The 19506-nt window shown below is 69.9% G+C and carries 18 protein-coding genes; 10 read left to right on the plus strand and 8 right to left on the minus strand.

Annotated elements, in window-relative coordinates; all coding sequences use genetic code 11:
• Positions 1–4 precede the first annotated feature (4 nt).
• The gene (locus ACJX2R_RS14760) at positions 5–1342 is read right to left on the minus strand and encodes a CynX/NimT family MFS transporter (protein WP_413100482.1); all 1338 of its coding nucleotides are present in this window, start codon (positions 1340–1342) and stop codon (positions 5–7) included.
• Positions 1343–1525: 183 nt separating this feature from the next.
• Here ACJX2R_RS14760 and ACJX2R_RS14765 point away from each other — a divergent pair, with 183 nt between their 5' ends.
• On the plus strand, positions 1526–2200 hold the full coding sequence (locus ACJX2R_RS14765) for a FadR/GntR family transcriptional regulator (protein ID WP_413100483.1): 675 nt from the start codon (positions 1526–1528) through the stop codon (positions 2198–2200).
• A gap of 12 nt (positions 2201–2212) precedes the next feature.
• Here the strand turns inward: ACJX2R_RS14765 and ACJX2R_RS14770 are convergent, their stop codons facing one another.
• The 4 genes from ACJX2R_RS14770 to ACJX2R_RS14785 form a co-directional block, all read right to left on the minus strand.
• Positions 2213–2536 carry a hypothetical protein gene (locus ACJX2R_RS14770; protein ID WP_413100484.1) on the minus strand — a complete coding sequence of 108 codons (324 nt, stop codon included), beginning with the start codon at positions 2534–2536 and terminating at the stop codon, positions 2213–2215.
• Between the two features lie 248 nt (positions 2537–2784).
• Complete coding sequence (gene fabI, locus ACJX2R_RS14775; RefSeq protein ID WP_413100485.1) at positions 2785–3555, minus strand: enoyl-ACP reductase FabI; 771 nt, start codon at positions 3553–3555, stop codon at positions 2785–2787.
• A gap of 5 nt (positions 3556–3560) precedes the next feature.
• Positions 3561–4265 carry a 3-oxoacyl-[acyl-carrier-protein] reductase gene (gene fabG, locus ACJX2R_RS14780; protein ID WP_262702612.1) on the minus strand — a complete coding sequence of 235 codons (705 nt, stop codon included), beginning with the start codon at positions 4263–4265 and terminating at the stop codon, positions 3561–3563.
• A 220-nt stretch (positions 4266–4485) separates the two neighbouring features.
• A complete protein-coding gene (locus tag ACJX2R_RS14785) occupies positions 4486–5355 on the minus strand; it encodes a 4Fe-4S domain-containing protein (protein WP_413100486.1) in 870 nt (289 codons plus the stop codon).
• Positions 5356–5583: 228 nt separating this feature from the next.
• Between ACJX2R_RS14785 and ACJX2R_RS14790 the strand changes: the two genes are divergently transcribed.
• Genes ACJX2R_RS14790 through ACJX2R_RS14800 form a run of 3 tightly spaced genes read left to right on the plus strand, consistent with a single transcriptional unit; the run spans position 5584 to position 10971 of the window.
• A complete protein-coding gene (locus ACJX2R_RS14790) occupies positions 5584–5970 on the plus strand; it encodes an SseB family protein (protein WP_413100487.1) in 387 nt (128 codons plus the stop codon).
• A complete protein-coding gene (locus tag ACJX2R_RS14795; protein ID WP_413100488.1) occupies positions 5963–6484 on the plus strand; it encodes a hypothetical protein in 522 nt (173 codons plus the stop codon). The genes ACJX2R_RS14790 and ACJX2R_RS14795 overlap by 8 nt, the downstream gene beginning before the upstream one ends.
• Complete coding sequence (locus ACJX2R_RS14800; protein WP_413100489.1) at positions 6484–10971, plus strand: putative T7SS-secreted protein; 4488 nt, start codon at positions 6484–6486, stop codon at positions 10969–10971. The genes ACJX2R_RS14795 and ACJX2R_RS14800 overlap by 1 nt, the downstream gene beginning before the upstream one ends.
• 519 nt (positions 10972–11490) lie before the next feature.
• On the opposite strand, the gene ACJX2R_RS14805 is transcribed toward ACJX2R_RS14800, so the two are convergent.
• Positions 11491–12066 carry a Uma2 family endonuclease gene (locus ACJX2R_RS14805; protein ID WP_413100490.1) on the minus strand — a complete coding sequence of 192 codons (576 nt, stop codon included), beginning with the start codon at positions 12064–12066 and terminating at the stop codon, positions 11491–11493.
• Between the two features lie 46 nt (positions 12067–12112).
• Positions 12113–12577, minus strand: a complete 465-nt coding sequence (locus tag ACJX2R_RS14810) for an ATP-binding protein (protein ID WP_413100491.1) — start codon at positions 12575–12577, stop codon at positions 12113–12115.
• A gap of 186 nt (positions 12578–12763) precedes the next feature.
• On the opposite strand from ACJX2R_RS14810, the gene ACJX2R_RS14815 reads away from it, so the two are divergent.
• From ACJX2R_RS14815 to tyrS, 5 genes are all read left to right on the plus strand, one after another.
• A complete protein-coding gene (locus tag ACJX2R_RS14815; protein ID WP_413100492.1) occupies positions 12764–13561 on the plus strand; it encodes a helix-turn-helix domain-containing protein in 798 nt (265 codons plus the stop codon).
• On the plus strand, positions 13558–13761 hold the full coding sequence (locus tag ACJX2R_RS14820) for a DUF397 domain-containing protein (protein WP_401647063.1): 204 nt from the start codon (positions 13558–13560) through the stop codon (positions 13759–13761). The genes ACJX2R_RS14815 and ACJX2R_RS14820 overlap by 4 nt, the downstream gene beginning before the upstream one ends.
• 135 nt (positions 13762–13896) lie before the next feature.
• On the plus strand, positions 13897–15432 hold the full coding sequence (locus ACJX2R_RS14825) for a TldD/PmbA family protein (protein ID WP_413100493.1): 1536 nt from the start codon (positions 13897–13899) through the stop codon (positions 15430–15432).
• The gene (locus tag ACJX2R_RS14830) at positions 15429–16823 is read left to right on the plus strand and encodes a metallopeptidase TldD-related protein (protein WP_413100494.1); all 1395 of its coding nucleotides are present in this window, start codon (positions 15429–15431) and stop codon (positions 16821–16823) included. Before ACJX2R_RS14825 ends, ACJX2R_RS14830 begins: the two co-directional genes overlap by 4 nt.
• Before the next feature lie 84 nt (positions 16824–16907).
• Positions 16908–18323 (plus strand): tyrosine--tRNA ligase, encoded by a 1416-nt coding sequence (tyrS, locus tag ACJX2R_RS14835; protein ID WP_413100495.1) that lies wholly within the window; start codon positions 16908–16910, stop codon positions 18321–18323.
• A gap of 164 nt (positions 18324–18487) precedes the next feature.
• Here tyrS and ACJX2R_RS14840 read toward each other — a convergent pair whose 3' ends face one another.
• Positions 18488–18772, minus strand: a complete 285-nt coding sequence (locus ACJX2R_RS14840; protein WP_262702622.1) for a GlsB/YeaQ/YmgE family stress response membrane protein — start codon at positions 18770–18772, stop codon at positions 18488–18490.
• A gap of 216 nt (positions 18773–18988) precedes the next feature.
• Here ACJX2R_RS14840 and ACJX2R_RS14845 point away from each other — a divergent pair, with 216 nt between their 5' ends.
• Positions 18989–19378: a DUF3099 domain-containing protein gene (locus ACJX2R_RS14845; protein ID WP_413100496.1), complete on the plus strand. Its 390-nt coding sequence runs from the start codon at positions 18989–18991 to the stop codon at positions 19376–19378.
• Positions 19379–19506 lie beyond the last annotated feature (128 nt).

Genomic DNA, 19506 nt, shown 5'->3' on the forward strand with positions numbered 1-19506 from the left:
CTCGTCAGGCCTCGTCCTCGAGGTGGCGGTCGCGTCCGGCCAGTACGCCCGCGACGATCTGCGGCACCATGAACCCGGCCATCAGCGCGAGCGGCTGCCCCCAGCCGCCGCTGTGCTGGTAGAGCACGCCGACCAGCAGCGGGCCCGGGATGGACAGCAGATAGCCGACGCTCTGCGCGAAGGCCGACAGCCGGACGACGCCCGTGTGGGTCCTCGTCCGCATGCCGATCATGGTGAGGGCGAGCGGGAAGGCGCAGTTGGCGATGCCGAGCAGCACGGCCCACGCCCAGGCGCCCCCGGCCGGGGCCAGCCACAGCCCGGCGTAACCGGTGAGCCCGAAGACGCCGAGGATGACGACCAGGACGCCCTGGTGCCGCAGCCGGGCGGCGATCCGCGGCAGGACGAAGGCGAGCGGCACACCCATCGCCATCATCACGGCCAGCAGCAGACCCGAGGTGGAGGCGGAGACCCCCGCGTCCCGGAAGATCTGCGGCATCCAGCCCATGGAGATGTACGCGGCGGTGGCCTGGAAGCCGAAGAAGACGGCCATCGCCCAGGCGAGGGGGGAGCGGGTGATCCGTATCGCGGGGGCGGCCGCGGGGGCCGCGGCGGTCTCGGCCGCGGGAGGTGCGTCGGTGTCCGTACCGCCCGCCTCCGTACCGCCCGCCTCCGGTCGGCTCGCATCGGCGCGAGCGGACCGGGCGAGGAACAGCCAGGGCACCAGCGCCACCGCGGCGAGCAGCGCCCACACCCCGAGTCCGCTCCGCCAGGAGCCGCCCAGTGCGTCGGTCATCGGCACGGTGGCCGCCGCGGCGGCGGCCGTGCCCAGCGACAGACCCATCGAGTACAGCCCGGTCATCGCGCCGACCCGGTCCGGGAACCAGCGCTTGACGATCACCGGCATCAGGATGTTGCTCACCGCGATCCCGGCCAGGGCGAGCGCGCTGGCGGCCAGGAAGACCACGGTCCCCCCGGCGAAGGGGCGCAGCAGCAGACCGGTGGCGATGGCGGCGAGCCCGGCGCAGACGATGGCCCCCGGCCCCCAGCGCCGGGCCAGCCGGGGCGCGGTGAGCCCGAAGAGCGCGAAGCAGGCCGCGGGCACGGAGGTGAGCACTCCGGCGACGGTGCCGCTCATCCCGAGGTCATCGCGGACCTCCTCGAGCAGGGGGCCGAGGCTGGTGACGGCGGGGCGGAGATTGAGCGCGGCGAGCATGAGCCCTGCCGCCATGACGCGGCCGCGCCAGGGCGAGGCGGCGCGGCGCGGTCCTCCGTGGTCCGCCGGACGGGGCGCGGAGGCGGCGGTCTCGGGCGTCGCGAGGTCGTCGGACGGGGGCGTATGCATGCCGACCATCATAGAATCATGGGATGAATGCTCGTCCAGTGGATAACGACCACCAGGTAACGGCCGGACGGCATCATGGAAGGGTCGTCCGTTCGCCCACCTCGGGCCGCATCCGCATCGCACCGCATCCGGATCCGCACCCGCACCGCATCCGCCGCACGCAGCCGCACGCACAGGAGAGTCATGCCGCTGACCTCGCCCCGGCGCTCCGCCCTCGCCGACCAGGTGATCGCCCAGCTGCGCGCCCAGATCACCTCGGGCGAATGGCCGGTGGGCTCGCGGATCCCCACCGAGCCCGAGCTGGTCGAGCAGCTCGGGGTCGCGCGCAACACCGTACGGGAGGCCGTGCGCGCCCTCGCGCACAACGGGCTGCTGGACATCCGCCAGGGCTCGGGCACATACGTGCTGGCGACCAGCGAACTGGCCGGGGTGATGCACCGCCGCTTCGCCGCCGCCGACCCCCGTCATGTGGCCGAGCTCCGCAGCGCGCTGGAGACCAAGGCGGCCCATCTGGCCGCGGAGCGCCGTACCGAGCAGGACCTCAAGCAGCTGGACGCCCAGCTGGACCGGCGCGAGCGGGCCTGGGAGGCGGGTGACCCGGACGCCTTCGTCGAGGCGGACGCCACCTTGCACATGGCGGTCGTGGCCGCCGCGCACAACGATGTGCTGGCCGAGCTGTACGCGGATCTGGGCGCGGTCGTACGGGACTTCCTGCGCGCGGACGTGGACAGCGGGATGGGCCCTGACACCTATGTGGACCACGGGCGGCTGGTGGAGGCGATCCGGGAGGGGGACGGGGGACGGGCGGCGGCCGAGGCCAGCACCCACCCGTTCGGCTGCCGTTTCCGCAGCCGCTGAGCAGCCCCGCGCTCAGCGGTGGCTCACCCAGGCCTTCCGTATCTCCTTCCAGCAGCGCTCGGCGAGCCGCACATACTGCGCCGGGCCGACCTCCACCGGACGGGCGTCCATGTCCGGGTCCCACCAGTGGGCGCATTCGACATGCAGCTGCACCCGGTCGGCGCGGGGATTGGGGTTGAAGCAGCTGGCGGTGGCGTGCGAACCGCGCACCGTGGTGCTACAGGCGGCCTCGCGCGGCCGGGGCCGGTCCTGCGCGGCGGAGTTGGAGGCGGCGATGACCAGACCCACCGTGGCGACGAGCAGCACCGCGGCCGCGACACGGCGGGTCGTACGCATGCGGGACCTCCTCGGCCGTACCGCTGGCGCCGGCGCTCCGGTGAGTCGGTTCGTCGTATCAGGCGTATCGGGCGTATCAGGTGTTACGGGGTGTATGGCTCCACAGTGCGCGTGCCCGCCACCCGTACGCGCGTCCTGCTCCCCCGAACGGGTGAACGCGGAAGCGGAACGGCCGCCGCCCGGACCCGCGGTACGCGGGAGCGGGACGGCGGCCGTCGCGCGGAAACGCAGTGGGCGAGGCCGTGGGCTCAGGCACCCATCATGTGCACACCGCCGTCGACATGCACGATCTCGCCCGTGGTGCGCGGGAACCAGTCGGACAGCAGGGCGACGACGCCGCGGCCGGCCGGCTCCGGGTCGGTCAGGTCCCAGCCGATCGGCGCCCGGTGGTTCCACACGTCCGCGAGCTCCTCGAAGCCGGGGATGGACTTCGCGGCCATGGACTTGATGGGCCCGGCGGAGACCAGGTTGCAGCGCACGTTCTTCTCGCCGAGGTCGCGGGCGAGGTAACGGTTGGTCGACTCCAGCGCCGCCTTGGCCACGCCCATCCAGTCGTACTTCGGCCAGGCGAACTGTGCGTCGAAGGTCAGGCCGACGATCGCGCCGCCGCGCTCCATCACCGGCAGGCACGCCATGGTGAGCGCCTTGAGCGAGTAGGCCGAGACATGCACGGCCGTGCCGACGTCCTCCCAGGTGCCCTCGAGGAAGTTGAACGCGCCCTGCGGGCCGAAGGCGATGGAGTGCACCACGCCGTCGAGGTCGACACCCTCGCCCAGATGCTCGCGCACCTTGTCGGCCAGGCCGTCCAGCTGCTCCTGGTTCTGCACGTCGAGCTCGATGACCGGGGCGGGCTTGGGCAACCGTTTGGCGATCCGCTCGACGAGGGAGACCCGGCCGAAGCCGGTGAGGATGACCTCGGCGCCCTCCTCCTGGGCCAGCTTGGCGGCGTGGAAGGCGATGGACGCCTCGGTGATGACGCCCGTGACCAGGATGCGCTTACCGGCGAGAATTCCACTCATGACGTTCAGTGACCCATGCCCAATCCGCCGTCGACGGGGATGACGGCTCCAGTGATGTACGCGGCCTCGTCGGAGGCCAGGAAGCGGACCGAGGCGGCGATCTCCTCGGGCTGCGCGTAACGCGCGAGCGGTACCTGCTTCACGATGTTCTCGCGCTGGTCGTCGTTGAGCGCGCGCGTCATGTCCGTGTCGACGAATCCGGGCGCGACGACATTGACGGTGATGTTGCGCGAGCCCAGCTCACGGGCGAGGGAGCGGGCGAAGCCCACCAGGCCCGCCTTGGACGCGGCGTAGTTCGCCTGACCGGCCGAACCCATCAGCCCGACGACCGACGAGATCAGCACCACGCGCCCCTTACGGGCCCGCAGCATCCCCCGGTTGGCCCGCTTGACCACGCGGAACGTGCCGGTGAGGTTGGTCTCGAGGACGGCGGAGAAGTCCTCCTCGGTCATCCGCATCAGCAACTGGTCGCGGGTGACCCCGGCGTTGGCCACCAAGACCTCGACCGTGCCGTGCTTCTCCTCGATCTCCTTGTACGCCTGCTCGACCTGCTCCGGCTCGGTGATGTCGCACTTGACCGCGAGGAAGCCGGCCGGCGGCTCACCGGACCGGTAGGTGATGGCGACCTTGTCGCCAGCGTCGGCGAAGGCACGCGCGATGGCGAGGCCGATGCCGCGGTTGCCTCCGGTGACGAGAACCGAGCGGCTCAAGGGACCACCTTCTCTTGTCGATCTCTCATGTCGGTGTCGAGCCGGACGTCGCAGTGCGTGCCGACCCCTACCCTCGCAAACTATCGGTCCAAGGCCCCCGAGGAGGAATCGGGCAGCCACAGGGGCGTGTGTCCCTCCCTGTCGACTTCCTACAGAAGCCCAGTGGTCACTGAGCGCCCGCCGGACCCGATCACGACCCTGATATCACCCGGCCGCTCCGTCACCAGCGGACGGCCGTGAAGTCGATCGGCCGGGGCCGCAGCAGCGCCGAGCGCTCCGCCAGCGCCCGCAACCGCCGGGACATGTCGTCGGCGTCCAGACGGCACCGGTCCCCGTGGCCCGGCAGGATCCACTCGAAACGCAGCCGTCCGGCCACCCTCGCCAGTGAGGCGGCCAGCTCCTCGATGGAGTGCCAGGTCACGCTCTCCGCCACGGCCAGATCCCCGAGCGCGCGCGACCAGTAGACGCTGTCGCCGCTGAAGCAGTACCGGTCGTCCGCGAGGTAGAGCACGCTGCCCAGGGTGTGGCCCGGCAGCGGATGGGCGATGACCCCCGGGCCGATCTCCACGGGCTCCAGGCCCCGGATCACCTGGTCCGCGTCGGGCGCCGCGTCCAGGTCGCCCTCGTGGATCCACAGCCGGGCGCCGAAGTGATCGGCGTAGCGACGGCCGTGTGCGGCGTGGTCGCGGTGGGTCAGCAGCACATCGGTGACGGGGCCCGACGCCGCGTAACGCCCGGCCAGCTCCCGGCTCCAGCGCGGCGTGTCGATCATCATCGCCGTGCCGGACGGCCGCGGCAGCAGATAGGAGTTGGCCCCGGCGGTGTGCTGGGAGTTGTGGCCGCAGATCAGCACCCCGTCGTCCAGGGGCATGGGGAACGGGTCGAGCGCCCGGTCCGGCTGCCCGGACGCCGGGCGGATCGAGCGGGTGGGGCAGGCGAACACGGCGGCGTGCAGGCGTCGCGTATCCGCCTCGTCGCGCGGCTGACGCACGACCTCCGACCGCCCGCCGACCTCGCTGATCAGCTCGGGCGCGAACTGCCGGGCGACATCGCAGTTGGTACAGCGCTGGTCCACGTACCAGTCGTCCATGACCGGGCTCCTTCCAGGGATGCGGCCCTGATCCGGACCGCCCCTCCAGGGTCAGCCCGCCGTGGACAAAACCGGTAGACCCTGCCGATCTTGTACTTTCGGGCCGGGACCTCTCTCACGGTCCCGTGAATCTCGGCGTTGGTCCAGACCTTTGGGTTGACCCATTCATCACGCCGCGTCGCGCGGCGGTCACCAGTGGTGTCAGTCACCTGTGCGAAGATGGCCCGCATGTTTGGGGGAGGGGACAGCAGACCACCTGGTCAGCCCGGCAAGCAGACACTGGCAGACCTCATCCGCCAGGAGACCGCCGCGCGGATGACGGAGCGGGAGAAGTGGGCGGCGCTGCGGAAGGCGCGGGTGTACTTCCAGCGCCCGGAGGAGCCGGGCTTCCTGGTCTCGGAGACAGCCGAAGGCGGCCCGCTCGTGCCGGTCTTCACCTCGCTCGAAGGGTTCGCGCGCTTCGCGGGGGCGTGCGGATGGGCGTCCACGACCGTCGAGGACCTGGTGGGCCTGCTGCCCGAGGGCGTACGGGCGCTGGTGGATCCGCTGGGCGAGCGCCCCTTCCTGCTGGACGCCGCGACACTGCGCGACACGGAGGGGGCCGACGGTGGCTGATCCCGACGCGAGGAACGCGAACCGCGCCCCCAGCGAGGGCGGCGAACACGGCAAGTACGGCGGCAATGAGGGTGCCGACGGCTACAAGATCGAGATCGAGTCGGTGAAGGGTCTGATCGCCCCGCTGGAGGAGTCGGTCGTCGGGGCCCGGGCGGTGAAGAACGGCCAGGAGAAGCTGACGGCATATCTCCAGCACTGCGGCGCGCCCGAACTCCTGGAATCGGGCAAGGGCTTCCTCCGGGCGTGGGGCTTCGGCATGGGGGAGCTGGCCGATCACGCGGACGCGGTGGTGGAGCGGCTGTACGAGGCGATAGCCGGGTACATGCTGGCGGATCTGATGCGGATCAAGGACTTCTGGCCCTCGGACGAGAACATGGCCAAGCTCCCCTCGGGCGCGGCGGGCAAGTGGTCCTGGGAGCACGTGGGCGCGCCGGAGATGGAGAAGCGCCCGGAGGACACGGCATTGTCGAAGTTCTCGCGCAAGCTGCTGAGTGAGTACGGGGACGAGTCGTAATGGGCGATCCGGACGCGGGGCGGCCCCCGCAGATACGGATACCGGCCGATGCCAAGCCCAAGGATCTGATCCCCGGCAATCCGGACGACATCGACGACCTGGTGCTGGAGCTGCGCGCGTACGCGGGCGCCTTCCAGGACGGCAAGGACAAGCTGCGGCCGCTGGAGCTGGCGGACTGGTCGGGTAAGGGCGCGAGCGAGTTCCGGAAGTCGGTCGACCGGCTGCCGAAGGAACTGACCTCGGGCCACGACCAGTTCACCCATGCGGCGAGCGCGCTGGCGGCGTACGCCACCAAGCTGCGGTCGGTGCAGAAGCGCTGTGAGCCGATCATCGAGGACGCGGACGCCGCGCGGGCGGCGTCCAAGGCGTACGGCAAGAAGGTCGAGGCGTACAACGACGCGGTGACCCGCGGCGACGAGCATCTGCCGGAGAAGCCTTCGGAGACCGATCCGGGCATCGCCGCGATGGAGAGCTGTGTCGGTCGGCTGGACAAGCTGATCGAGGAGTTGCGGCTGGTCGTCGACGCGTCGAAGAAGAAGATCGACAAGGCTGCGGAGAAGGCCCCGGACAAGCCGAGCAACTGGCAGAAGGCCGGGGACAGCCTCAAGGACGGGCTGTGGAAGGTCCACCACGGCATCCTGGGCGTGGCCGAGCTCCCCGCCTCGCTCCTCAAGGGCGACGCCCAGGGCTTCGCGATGCAGCTGGCCGGCATGGTGGACGGCGCGGCGTACGCGGCCCAGCACCCCAAGGAGTTCGCGAAGGCGGTCACCAACTGGGACATGTGGTCCAAGGACCCGCTGCGCGCGGCGGGCGAGATCACCCCGTCGCTGCTGCTCGCCCTGGCCACGGGCGGTGCGAGCGCGCTGCGCAAGGAGCTCCAGACGGGCAGGACCGCCGCCCAGCGGCTGGCGGCGCGCAAGAAGGTCCTGGGCCGGGACGGCGAGGCGTCCGGGCGGGCGGACAGCGAGGGCACCCACGACCGGCACACCCGCGACAGGGACTGCGAGGACGACCCGGTCGACGTCGCGACCGGCGAGATGGTCATGTCGGCCACGGATGTGTCCCTGCCCGGGGCACTCCCCCTGGTCCTGGAGCGCACCTTCGTCTCCGGGCACACCTGCGGCGGCTGGTTCGGCCGCACCTGGGCGGCCACGCTCGACCAGCGGCTGGAGCTGGACGCGGACGGGATCGTGTTCGTCACGGCCGACGGCATGGTGCTGCGCTACGGGGTGCCGACGCCCGGGGAGGACACCTATCCGGCGCGGGGCCCGCGCTGGCCGCTGCGCTGGGACGGCGCTGCGGGCGGCACGATGCGAGTCGAGATCCCCGAACAGGGGCGCACGCTGCGCTTCGACCCGCTGGCGGGCAACGAACTCCCCCTGACGGTGATCGAGGACCGCAACGGCCGGTCCATCACCTTCAGCTACGACGAGGACGGCACCCCGCGCGAGGTGGTCCACTCCGGTGGGTACCGCATCGCGATCGACACCGATCCGGAGCTGATGCGCATCACGGGGCTGCGGCTGCTGGGCGTGGGTGACGCCGAGGAAGGGACCTTGCTGGTCTCCTTCGGCTACAACGGCGCGGGCGACCTGACCGAGGTCTTCAACTCCGCCGCCGAGCCGATGCGGTTCACCTACGACGACCAGCACCGCGTGACGTCATGGACCGACCGCAACGGCACCAGCTTCGGGTACGTCTACGACCACCGGGGCCGGGTGCTGCGCACCATCGGCTCGGACGACATGATGACCGGCCGCTTCCACTACGACGAGGCGTCCCGCACCACCGTCTACACGGACTCGCTCGGCCACCGCGTCACATATGTCTTCGACGAGGCGTACCGCGCGGTGGCCCGCACCGATGCCCTGGGCCACACCACCCGCACCGAATGGACCCCGGGACCGGGCCGCCGTCCGCTGTCGGTGACCGACCCACTGGACCACACCACGCGCTACGCGTACGACGACTCCGGCAACCTGATACGCGTCGACCGCCCGGACGGCACGGCGGCCACGGCCGCGTACGACGCGTACGGCCGGCCGCTGGAGGTGCGGGAGCCGGACGGCGCGGTGTGGCGCCACGCCTATGACGAACGGGGCAACCGCGTCCGGACGACGGACCCGGCGGGCGCGGAGACGCACTACACGTACGACGAGTCGGGGAACCTGACCTCGGTCACGGACGCGCTGGGCCACACGGTGACCGTGGTGTGCAACGCGGCGGGCCTGCCGATAGAAGTCACCGACGCGTTGGGCAACACGACACGGGTCCGCCGGGGCACCCATGGCCGCATCACCCGCGTCACCGACCCCCTGGGCCATGTCACCCGCCAGGGCTGGACCATCGAGGGCAAGCCCGCCTGGCGCGTCCGGCCGGACGGCAGCCGCGAGACCTGGACCTGGGACGCCGAGGGCAACCTCCTCGAACACACCGACCCCGCGGGCAACACCACCCGCCACACCCACACCCACTTCGACCTCCCGGCGACGCGGACCGACCCGGACGGGGCGACGTACGCCTTCGCATACGACACCGAGCTGCGCCTGACCGGGGTTACGAACCCGCAGGGCCGGACGTGGACGTACACGTACGACGGAGCCGGGCGGCTCACCGCGGAAACGGACTTCAACGGCCGCACGCTGTCGTACGAGCACGATGCGGCGGGCCGCCTGATATCCCGGGTGAACGGCGCGGGCGAAGCGCTGGCCTACACGCGTGACGCGCTGGGCCGCACGGTCGCCACGCGCACGGCGGACGGCACGGAGACGACGTTCGCGTACGACGCCGCGAGCCGCCTGACGCGGGCGGCGAACCCGGACACGGCGCTGAGCCGCACGTATGACGCGCGGGGCCGGGTGCTGGCGGAGACGGTGGGTGGTCGTACGACATCGTACGCGTACGACGCGGCGGGCAACCGCACCGAGCGGATCACGCCGAGCGGTCTGCGGTCGGCGTGGACGTACGACGCGGCGGGCCGCCCCGCGTCCCTCACCACGGCGGACAACGCGCTGAACTTCGCGTACGACGCGGCGGGCCGGGAAACGTCGCGCACCTTCGGCGACGACGTGACCCTGACCCAGGCGTGGGACGCCCTGGACCGCCTGACGGGCCAGACCGTCACCGGCCCGGCCAACGCCCTCGTCCAGCACCGGGCGTACAGCTACCGCCCGGACGACCACCTCACCGAGATCCGTGAACTGACGTCCGGCACCCGCCGCTTCGACCTCGACCCGGTCGGCCGGGTGACGGCGGTCCACGCCCACGGCTGGACCGAGACCTACGCCTACGACGCGGCGGGCAACCTGACGCACGCCACGGCCCCGGGCCATGAGTCGCCCGGCGACCGCGAGTTCACCGGCACGGTGATCCACCGCGCGGGCCGCACGGTTTACGAACACGACGCCCAGGGCCGCCTGACCCGCCGCACCCGCAAACTCCTGAACGGCCGGACCCGGACCTGGACCTACACCTGGAACGCGGAAGACCGCCTGACGGACGCGACGACGCCGGACGGCGAGCGCTGGCACTACACGTACGACCCGCTGGGCCGCCGCACGGCGAAACAACGCGTTGCGAAGGACGGCACGACCGCCGACCGAATCGACTTCGCGTGGGACGGCACGAGGCTGGCCGAACAGACGACGGCCGAGGGTACGACGCTGACGTGGGACTACACCCCGGACACCCACCGCCCCCTGACCCAAACCGAGCGCCACACGTCGCGTGAGTCGGCGGCGGAAACATCACCGGTCCTCCGTCGCTTGACCGATACGACCCCGCAATCGGAATACGACGCCCGCTTTCACGCCATCATCACCGACCTGGTCGGCACCCCCACGGAGTTGGTCACCCCTGACGGCACCCTCTCCTGGCAGCACCGCACCACCCTGTGGGGCACCCCGCTCCCCGCCCCACCCGGATCAGCCGACTGCCCCCTCCGCTTCCCCGGCCAATACGCGGACGCGGAAACCGGCCTCCACTACAACTACTTCCGCCACTACGACCCGGAAACGGCGCGGTACGCCTCTCCTGACCCCCTCGGGCTTCGGCCAGCGCCCAACCATCACGCCTATGTGCGGAACTCTCTCACGCGAATAGACCCACTAGGTCTGGAATCGGGAGCACGCGACGAAGACGAATATCTCTATCGCGGGGTTCCGAACGGACACTATAAGTACGATGAAGCCAAACAGGGGCGTGCAGTACCGCTGGGTGGCCACGATGATCCCGCAAGCCATAATGGAGGCAACACAAACAGCGAGTTCACCTCATGGACCACCGACTTCGATGGAGTAGCGGTGGACGCGGCCGACGAATTGGGATCTGGAGGAATAGTCATGAGGATTCCGAAATCCACCATACCCGAATCGCGAATAGTCGAGTCACCTGACATCTATGGCGAAAGTGAGATATTGATCAGGGGCGAAGTAACAGGGGCCCAAGTGTCCATCAACAACGGGAAGAGCTGGAAGTGTCCAGGTTGATCAAATCTCTCGAAAGGGCGATCGATCGAGGCGTTATCGACGCATCATTTCTATCGCTCATCGGAAACGCAGAGAGGGTGGATCATTCACATTCCGAAGTAAGCGTCGAGTCACTCAAACGAACTTACCAAAGGAGAATCAATAGGTTCTCCTCGGACACAACAGAATATGCGGAGATAAGTCGCCTCCTACAAGCCCTCGAGTCGGTTGCAACAGATTCCGTCAGATTGTTCACCCTGCATGGCAGCGAAGGCCGGAAGACCCTTCTTTTGGCTGACGAAACCGGCACTGAGGTCCTCTACTGGTCCCCTATGTGGGTAAGCCAATAGGCATTCACCCAGGTGCTGGCGGCCATGCCTTGAGCGATAGCAGCGAGCCAGAGTCGGCCCGAGTACGGCTAGCGCAGGCATGAATGGTTGACGCCAGGGTTCCCCACTTCCGGGGGAATTGCCGCGCCCCGGGCCCAGCCACATGGTTCACCGCCGACGGGCAACCACGCCACGTACCCGCTGACCGCCGTCAGCGGTCCTCGGGATAGGTCCGCAGGTCCGTGGTAGCAAGGGTCCAGTCACCGATGGTCACCTCGTCGCCAAAGGCGTAATCACTGCGGGTGCGGTAACGGGGGCCCTCACCGCCGAGCCCGGGACCGGGATCGGACAGGGCCGCGATGGTGCCCTTCCGTGGATCGACGAGAAGATAGAGAGGGATGCCCATCGTCGGGTAGTCGTGCATCTTCTCGACGTAGTCGGTGGAGTGATTCGACGGCGAGACGATTTCGGCGACCAAAGCGACATCTCGAGGATGGAACGGCGCCATCGTGTTCTCGGCGAACACCGCGTCCGGAACGACGATCAGATCAGGGCACCGAAGTTTCCCAAGAGAGGCATCTTCCACCTCGCCACCCGTGTGAACGACCAGAAAAGACGGGATTTGCCGGTCAAGCTGCTGGCGGATACGCAGAGCGATGAACTCGTGCGGACGCGAGCGCGACATCATCATGACGATCTCGTCACCACTGATCTCATAGCCCCGGAACGGGTCCGGCGCGTGCTCGGCAAGCCGCTCCCCGATTTCCCGTAGACGTCCGTATCCCACGGCCGACGCTCCTTCGCCACGGCGAACCTGCTCGCCGGTGCCCCCATCATCGCGCATCGCCGGCTCCACTGTCTCCCGCGACCTGCTGCGACCGGCACCCGTCCGGAGCCAGGGCGTATTCACACCACACCGTCTTCCCGACGCCCCGTTCCGCCACCCCCCACTTCGACGCGAGCGCGTCCACGAGCAGCAGCCCGCGCCCGCCCTCCGCCTCATCGTCCCGGTCACGGAGCACCGGGCGCCGCTCGTCACGGGTGTCGGACACCTCGATGCGGGCCGAGACCGGGGCGCGACTGCCGTCTCCGCCGGGCGGAGGCTGCACGCTGAGCCGCAGATAGAAGTTCCGGCCGGGCACATGCCCGTGGTTCACGGCATTCGCCGCGAGTTCGCCCGCGATCAGCGCGAGGCTCTGCGAAGCCTCGCCGTCCCGGGGGATGCCCCACTCCTCCAGTCTGCGGACGACGATGCGCCGGGCGAGCCGGGCACCGCGCCGGGAAGAGGTGAAGAACATCTCGAATGTACCGCTAGGGGGATTTTCGCCATTCACGTCACCGAGCGTGGCGAAACGCACCTAGCCTGACCAGACGGGCGGCGGGTACGCAGGGTCGCGGTACGGGCACGACGGGTGCCCGTACGGGAGGACCGCCGTGACGCCGAGGGGAAGGGGCGCGTTCTCGCGCAAGGAGGTGGGTGGGTCATGGCGGGTGACATCGTCAAATGCATCGGCAGGCAGGTGAAGCTCTTCCGCGAACGGGCGGGGCTCACGCAGGCACAGTTGGGTGAGGCGATCGGGTATAGCGAGGAGCAGGTCTCCTCGGTCGAGCAGGGACGCCGGGTGCCACAGCCGGACTTCCTGGACGCGGCGGACGAGGCACTGGAGGCGTTCGGGGTGCTGCGGGCGGCCAGGGAGGAAGTCGCCAACGTACAGCTCCCGGCGTTCTTCCGGGGCGCGGCACGGCTGGAGGCGCAGGCGGTCGAGTTCCACGCGTACGAATGCCTGGTGGTCAACGGGTTGCTCCAGACCGAGGACTACGCCCGTGCGGTGCTCAATATGCAGCGGCCGTTACTGGAGGAGGAGGCCATAGAGCGGCTGGTGTCAGCGAGGCTGGCCCGGCAGGAACTCCTCTCCCGGCAACCGGCCCCGATCATGAGCTTCGTCACCGAGGAGGCGGTACTGCGCCGACCATACGGCGGTACAGCGGTGCTGCGCGGGCAGTTGGAGCGCCTTCTGCAAATCGGGCGGATGCGAAACGTAGAGATTCAGGTCATGCCGATCAACGTGGACGATCATGCCGGAACCGCAGGTCCCTTTGCCTTGCTGGAGCCCAAAGGACGGCAGACGATGGCCTACGTCGAGGCCCAGAGCATCAGCAGGCTGCTCACGGACCGGAAATCGGTCCGGGAGATCGAGCTGCGCTACGGCATCATCAGAGCACAGGCTCTCAGGCCACGCGAGTCGTTGGAGCTCATCGAGAAGCTGCGGGGAGAAATATGAGCGACAAGCACGTCAACCTGTCCTGGTTCAAGAGCAGTTACAGCAGTAGCGAGGGCGGCATGTGCGTCGAGGTGGCCGCCACCGCCGACACCGTCCACGTACGGGACTCCAAGAACCGCCACGGAGCACGACTCGCCTTCTCCATACGCCAGTGGGACGCGTTCATCGGTCGCCTCACGGCTGAAGAGTTCGGCGCGTAACCACCCGTTCGGCCGCCCTGGGCAACCGGGGCGGCCGTTGGGCGGTCCAGGGGCAATTACCGCGCCCCACCCCGCATCGGCATGGTTCACTGCCGACGGACACCACGCGACGTACCCGACGAAGAGGAGCCGCCCGTGACGCATGAGATTGATCCGTCCTTCCTCGCGCTGCCGCTCAGGGCACTCGCGGACGCGGCGCTGGCGCGGGCCCGGGCGCTCGGGGCCGAGCATGCGGACTTCCGGTTGGAGCGGGTGCGTGGTGCCGCGTGGCGGTTGCGGGATGGCAGGGCGGCCGGGGCGTCCGACACCACCGATCTGGGGTACGCGGTGCGGGTGGTGCATGGCGGGGCGTGGGGGTTCGCCTCCGGGGTGGATCTGAGCATGGACGCCGCCGCCCGCGTGGCCTCGCAGGCCGTGGCGATGGCCAAGCTGTCGGCCAAGGTGATCGAGGCGGCCGGGTCCGATGAGCGCGTGGAGTTGGCGGACGAGCCGGTGCACGCCGACAAGACCTGGGTTTCGTCGTACGAGGTCAACCCGTTCGATGTGGCCGACTCCGACAAGACCGGACTGCTCGCCGAGTGGAGCCGGCGGCTGCTCGCGGCCGATGGGGTCGCGCACGCGGACGCGTCGCTGCTGACCGTGCAGGAGAACAAGTTCTACGCGGACACGGCGGGCACCACGACCACCCAGCAGCGGGTGCGACTCCATCCGCAGCTGACGGCCGTCGCCGTGGACCCGGCGAGCGGGGAGTTCGACTCGATGCGCACCCTGGCCCCGCCGGTCGGGCGCGGCTGGGAGTATCTGACCGGTGGGCCGGGCGCGGGCGGCTGGGACTGGGACGCGGAGCTGGCGGAGATCCCGGAGCTGCTGGCCGAGAAGATGCGCGCGCCATCCGTCGAGGCCGGGTCGTACGACCTGGTGGTGGACCCGTCCAATCTGTGGCTGACCATCCATGAGTCGATCGGCCACGCCACCGAGCTGGACCGCGCGCTCGGTTACGAGGCGGCGTACGCGGGCACCTCCTTCGCCACGTTCGACCAGCTCGGAAAGTTGAAGTACGGCTCCGAGGTCATGAACGTGACCGGGGACCGGACCGCCGAGCACGGGCTGGCCACCATCGGGTACGACGACGAAGGCGTGGCCGCCCAGTCCTGGGACCTGGTGAAGGGCGGCACGCTCGTCGGCTATCAGCTGGACCGCCGGATCGCCCGGCTGACCGGTTTCGAGCGGTCGAACGGCTGCGCCTTCGCCGATTCGCCGGGCCATGTGCCGGTGCAGCGGATGGCGAACGTATCGCTCCAGCCCGCCCCCGGCGGCCCCTCGACGGAGGAGCTGATCGGGGACGTCGAGAACGGTCTGTATCTGGTCGGCGACCGCTCCTGGTCGATCGATATGCAGCGGTACAACTTCCAGTTCACGGCGCAGAGGGCGTATCGCATCAGGAACGGCGCCCTCGCCGGGCAGGTGCGCGACTTCGCCTACCAGGCCACCACCACCGACTTCTGGGGTTCGATGACGGCCGTGGGCGGCCCGGGGACATATGTCCTGGGCGGCGCCTTCAACTGCGGCAAGGCCCAGCCCGGGCAGATCGCGGCGGTCTCGCACGGCTGCCCGTCGGCGCTGTTCCGCGGCGTCAACATCCTCAACACCACCCAGGAGGCCGGACGATGAGCGTGAAGCCCCATGAGATCGTCGAGCGCGCCCTGGAGCTGTCCCGCGCGGACGGCTGTGTGGTGATCGCCAACGAGACCTCGACGGCCAATCTGCGCTGGGCGGGCAACGCCCTGACGACCAACGGGGTCACCCGCGGCCGCACCCTGACCGTCGTGGCCACCGTGAACGGCGGGCAGGGCACCGCCTCGGGCGTGGTGTCCCGGTCCGCGGTCACCGCCGAGGAGCTGGAGCCGCTGGTCCGGGCCGCCGAGGCGGCCGCGCGGGAGGCCGAGCCCGCCGAGGACGCCCAGCCGCTGGTGGAGCGGGATCCGGGCGCGGCGGTCTCCCCCGGCTTCGCCGACGCCCCCGCCGTGACCTCCTCCGAGGTGTTCGCGGGCTTCGCGCCCGCCCTCGGCGAGTCCTTCGCCAGGGCCCGCGCGGGCGGCCGGGAGCTGTACGGATTCGCCCACCATGAGCTGGTCTCCAGCTATCTCGGCAGCTCCACCGGGCTGCGGCTGCGCCATGACCAGCCCACCGGCACGCTCGAGGTCAACGCCAAGTCACCGGACCGGACGCGTTCGGCCTGGGCCGGGCGGGCCACCCGGGACTTCACCGATGTGGACCCGGCGGCGATCGACGCCGAGCTCGCCCAGCGGCTCGGCTGGGCCGAGCGCAGGGTCGAGCTGCCGGCCGGCCGCTACGAGACGCTGCTGCCGCCGAGCGCGGTGGCCGATCTGCTGATCGACCAGCTGTGGTCGTCCTCGGGCCGGGACGCGGCCGAGGGCCGTACGGTCTTCAGCAAGCCGGGCGGTGGCACCCGGGTCGGCGAGAAGCTGTCCGAGCTGCCCTTCACGCTGCGCAGCGACCCGGCCGAGCCGGGTCTTGAGGCGGCGCCGTTCGTGATCGCGCACTCGTCCGGGGGCGATGTGTCGGTCTTCGACAACGGTCTGCCGCTGTCCGCCACCGACTGGGTCCGTGACGGGGTGCTCCAGCAGCTGATCACCACCCGGCACACATCCGCCCTGACCGGGCTGCCGCTCGCCCCCGGGGTCGACAACCTCATCGTGGACGCGGGCGGCACCCGCTCGCTGGAGGAGATGGTCGCGTCGACCGAGCGGGGGCTGCTGCTGACCTGCCTGTGGTACATCCGCGAGGTCGACCCGGCGACACTGCTGCTCACCGGGCTGACCAGGGACGGGGTCTATCTGGTGGAGAACGGCGAGGTGGTCGGCGAGGTGAACAACTTCCGGTTCAACGAGTCGCCGGTGGATCTGCTGGCCCGCGCCACCGAGGCGGGCCGCACCGAGCGGACACTGGCGCGGGAGTGGAGCGACTACTTCAACCGCGCCGCGGTGCCGCCGCTGCGCATTCCGGACTTCAATATGAGCTCGGTCAGCAAGGGGGTGTGAGGAGCCGAATAGACTGGTCCACGCCCATCCGAAGCGACCGTTTCGGATCCATCCATTTCCGTTTCGTCTATCCCCAGGAACGCCATGACACGCCTCGGCGAATCCGTCGCCCGCGCCAGCGAGCTCCTCAGCCAGGATCTCTCCTCCGACAAGACCGTCGAGCGGCTGCTCGAGGAGACGGGCTCGCGGCGCTATATCGACCTGACGGACCTCTCGCCGACGGAGCAGGCCGAGCTGATCGCGTCCCGTACGGTCGAGATCCTGCCCGGCGTGGCGGACCTGGCCAAGCGGATCGAGGAGCGCCGCGGCGCCGGCCAGGGCCTGGCCATCAAGCTGGGCATCGACCCGACGGCCGCCGATGTGCACCTCGGCCATGTGGTGCCGATGATCATCCTCAACCGCTTCCAGCGCATGGGGCATGACGTCACACTGCTGATCGGCGACTTCACGGCCAAGATCGGCGACCCGTCGGGCCGTACGGCCGAGCGCCCGCCGCTGACCGACGAGGACATCGCCCGGAACCTCGCGGGCTACCAGGACCAGGTCCGGCCGTTCTTCGACTTCGAGAAGGTCAACTTCCGGCAGAACAGCGAGTGGCTGGCGCCGTACACCTTCCCGGAGCTGCTGGGGCTGCTCTCCCAGGTGCCGGTCTCGCAGCTGCTACAGCGCGAGGACTTCCGCAACCGGCTGGCCGCCGGCTCCGGGCTGACCATGTCCGAGCTGCTCTACCCGATCGCGCAGGCCCTGGACTCGGTGGCCCTGGAGTGCGATGTGGAGCTGGGCGGCGCGGATCAGCTGCTCAACCTACAGATGGGCCGCAAGCTGATGGAGCTGCGCGGGCAGCGGCCGCAGCTGGTGGTCACGATGCCGCTGATCGAGGGCACGGACGGCACCGGCGCCAAGATGTCCAAGTCCAAGGACAACTATGTGGCGCTCTCCGCGACCGCCGAGGATGTCTTCGGCAAGATCATGTCGATTCCGGACCGGCTGATGAAGCCGTACCTGGAGGCATGGACCGAGTGGACGGACGCGGAGATCGCCGCCGCGACCGCCCGGGTCGAGGAGCGGTCGCTGCACCCGATGGATCTGAAGAAGGTCCTGGCGGGCGAGGTGGTGACGGCGATGTACGGCCTGGAGAAGGCGATGGCGGCCCGTGCGGGCTTCGTCGCCCAGTTCTCCAAGAAGAGCTTCACCGATGTCGAGACGCCGGTGGTCGACGCCGGGGAGCACGGCACCCAGTCCATCGCGACCGTGCTGAGCAAGGTGCTGGAGTTCCAGCCCAGCGCCTCGGCCGCCCGCCGGGTCGCCAAGCAGAACGGTCTGCGGCTGGTGATCGAGACCGAGGCCGGCCAGGAGTCGGTGGTGCTGCCCGAGGCCCAGGCGGTGCGCCCGCTGGCCGAGGTGGTCACGGAGACGCTGGCGTCCGCCGGGCTCACGGGGGCTTCCGGCGGGGTCTACCTCAAGGCCGGGCGGAAGATCGCCCAGGTGCGCGGGGTGTAGCCCGCGCACCCCACGACGGGAGCCCCGCCACGGGGCCCCGCATCCGCGAGGAAGCGGCGGCCGGTGCGCGTCCACCACGCGCACCGGCCGCCGCCGTCGCCGTACCGGCCGTCGTATCGGCGGCCGCCGCCGTCGCGCACCGGATCACACCGCCGCCGCGCCCCTCAGGTCACGCTGCGTCTGCGTCCGCCACCGCGGATCGAGTGCCACAGCGGGGTGCCCAGCGCGACGATCAGCACGGCCCCCGCCAGCTGGAGCAGATGCCGGATCCAGTCGAAGCCCCCGGTGTGCCTGACCCCGATCCAGCCCGCCACCGCATTGCCCAGCATGCCGCCGAGGATGCCGTAGACGCAGGTCAGCCAGAGCGGAATGGCCTGTTTGCCGGGCAGGATCGCCCTGGCGATCACACCCAGGATCAGGCCCACGACGATCGCCCATAGCCAGTTCATGTCGCCTCCCTGACACGCGGCGAGGGGATGCACATCGCTTCCAGTGTTCGGCCACTTCGAGTACGGCGCACGCCGAAGGGCCGATACGCACGTCGGCGCGGCCGGAGACGGCACCCATCAGGGTGCCCCGGTCTCGAACCGACAGCAGGCGCGGCGTAACGTTGAGTACGTCCCAGAGCGGGGGAAGCCCGCTCGGTGATCAGGTGGTGGAACGTGATGCGGAAGCACGGCGATGCGGAGGTCTTCCGAATCACCGGAGCGCGGCAGGGGCTGGCCGACGATGTCCGTGGCCGGCAGCGCCGCTATGTGATCTCGATGTCGGTCCGGACCGTCGCGGTCGTGCTGGCGGCGGTGTTGTGGAACGTGGAGCGCCATGTGGCCATAGTGGCTCTGGTGCTCGGCGCGGTGCTGCCCTACATCGCGGTCGTGATAGCCAACGCGGGCCGGGAGAACGTCACTTCGCTGCCCACCACCTTCATCCCGACCCCGCCCCGTCCGATGCTGATCGCCGGGCGCGGAGAGGAGCCGAGTGGGCCCCACGGGGCGGAATCCGTCCCGGAGGACGTCGGACATATCAGCGAGCCTGGACGCGGTGAACGTGGCTGACCTGCCACGTTTCCGTAAGCTCAAGAAAAGCTCAGATCAATAGTGCAGTACCGGTGCACCGGGCCCCATCCCTCGTGACATACTGCGTACGCGCTCCGCATCCCCCGTCGGAGCGACGGACCGACGCC

The organism is Streptomyces sp. Inha503 (assembly GCF_047215865.1).
Lineage (GTDB): Bacteria > Actinomycetota > Actinomycetes > Streptomycetales > Streptomycetaceae > Streptomyces > Streptomyces lycopersici.

Excerpts from the sequence above, each read along its gene's own strand:
- ACJX2R_RS14760 (WP_413100482.1), bottom strand. The coding sequence starts at position 1,342 with ATGCATACGCCCCCGTCCGACGACCTCGCGACGCCCGAGACCGCCGCC.
- ACJX2R_RS14765 (WP_413100483.1), top strand. The coding sequence starts at position 1,526 with ATGCCGCTGACCTCGCCCCGGCGCTCCGCCCTCGCCGACCAGGTGATC.
- ACJX2R_RS14770 (WP_413100484.1), bottom strand. The coding sequence starts at position 2,536 with ATGCGTACGACCCGCCGTGTCGCGGCCGCGGTGCTGCTCGTCGCCACG.
- fabI (WP_413100485.1), bottom strand. The coding sequence starts at position 3,555 with ATGAGTGGAATTCTCGCCGGTAAGCGCATCCTGGTCACGGGCGTCATC.
- ACJX2R_RS14785 (WP_413100486.1), bottom strand. The coding sequence starts at position 5,355 with ATGGACGACTGGTACGTGGACCAGCGCTGTACCAACTGCGATGTCGCC.
- ACJX2R_RS14790 (WP_413100487.1), top strand. The coding sequence starts at position 5,584 with ATGTTTGGGGGAGGGGACAGCAGACCACCTGGTCAGCCCGGCAAGCAG.
- ACJX2R_RS14800 (WP_413100489.1), top strand. The coding sequence starts at position 6,484 with ATGGGCGATCCGGACGCGGGGCGGCCCCCGCAGATACGGATACCGGCC.
- ACJX2R_RS14810 (WP_413100491.1), bottom strand. The coding sequence starts at position 12,577 with ATGTTCTTCACCTCTTCCCGGCGCGGTGCCCGGCTCGCCCGGCGCATC.
- ACJX2R_RS14815 (WP_413100492.1), top strand. The coding sequence starts at position 12,764 with ATGGCGGGTGACATCGTCAAATGCATCGGCAGGCAGGTGAAGCTCTTC.
- ACJX2R_RS14820 (WP_401647063.1), top strand. The coding sequence starts at position 13,558 with ATGAGCGACAAGCACGTCAACCTGTCCTGGTTCAAGAGCAGTTACAGC.
- ACJX2R_RS14830 (WP_413100494.1), top strand. The coding sequence starts at position 15,429 with ATGAGCGTGAAGCCCCATGAGATCGTCGAGCGCGCCCTGGAGCTGTCC.
- tyrS (WP_413100495.1), top strand. The coding sequence starts at position 16,908 with ATGACACGCCTCGGCGAATCCGTCGCCCGCGCCAGCGAGCTCCTCAGC.
- ACJX2R_RS14840 (WP_262702622.1), bottom strand. The coding sequence starts at position 18,772 with ATGAACTGGCTATGGGCGATCGTCGTGGGCCTGATCCTGGGTGTGATC.
- ACJX2R_RS14845 (WP_413100496.1), top strand. The coding sequence starts at position 18,989 with ATGCGGAAGCACGGCGATGCGGAGGTCTTCCGAATCACCGGAGCGCGG.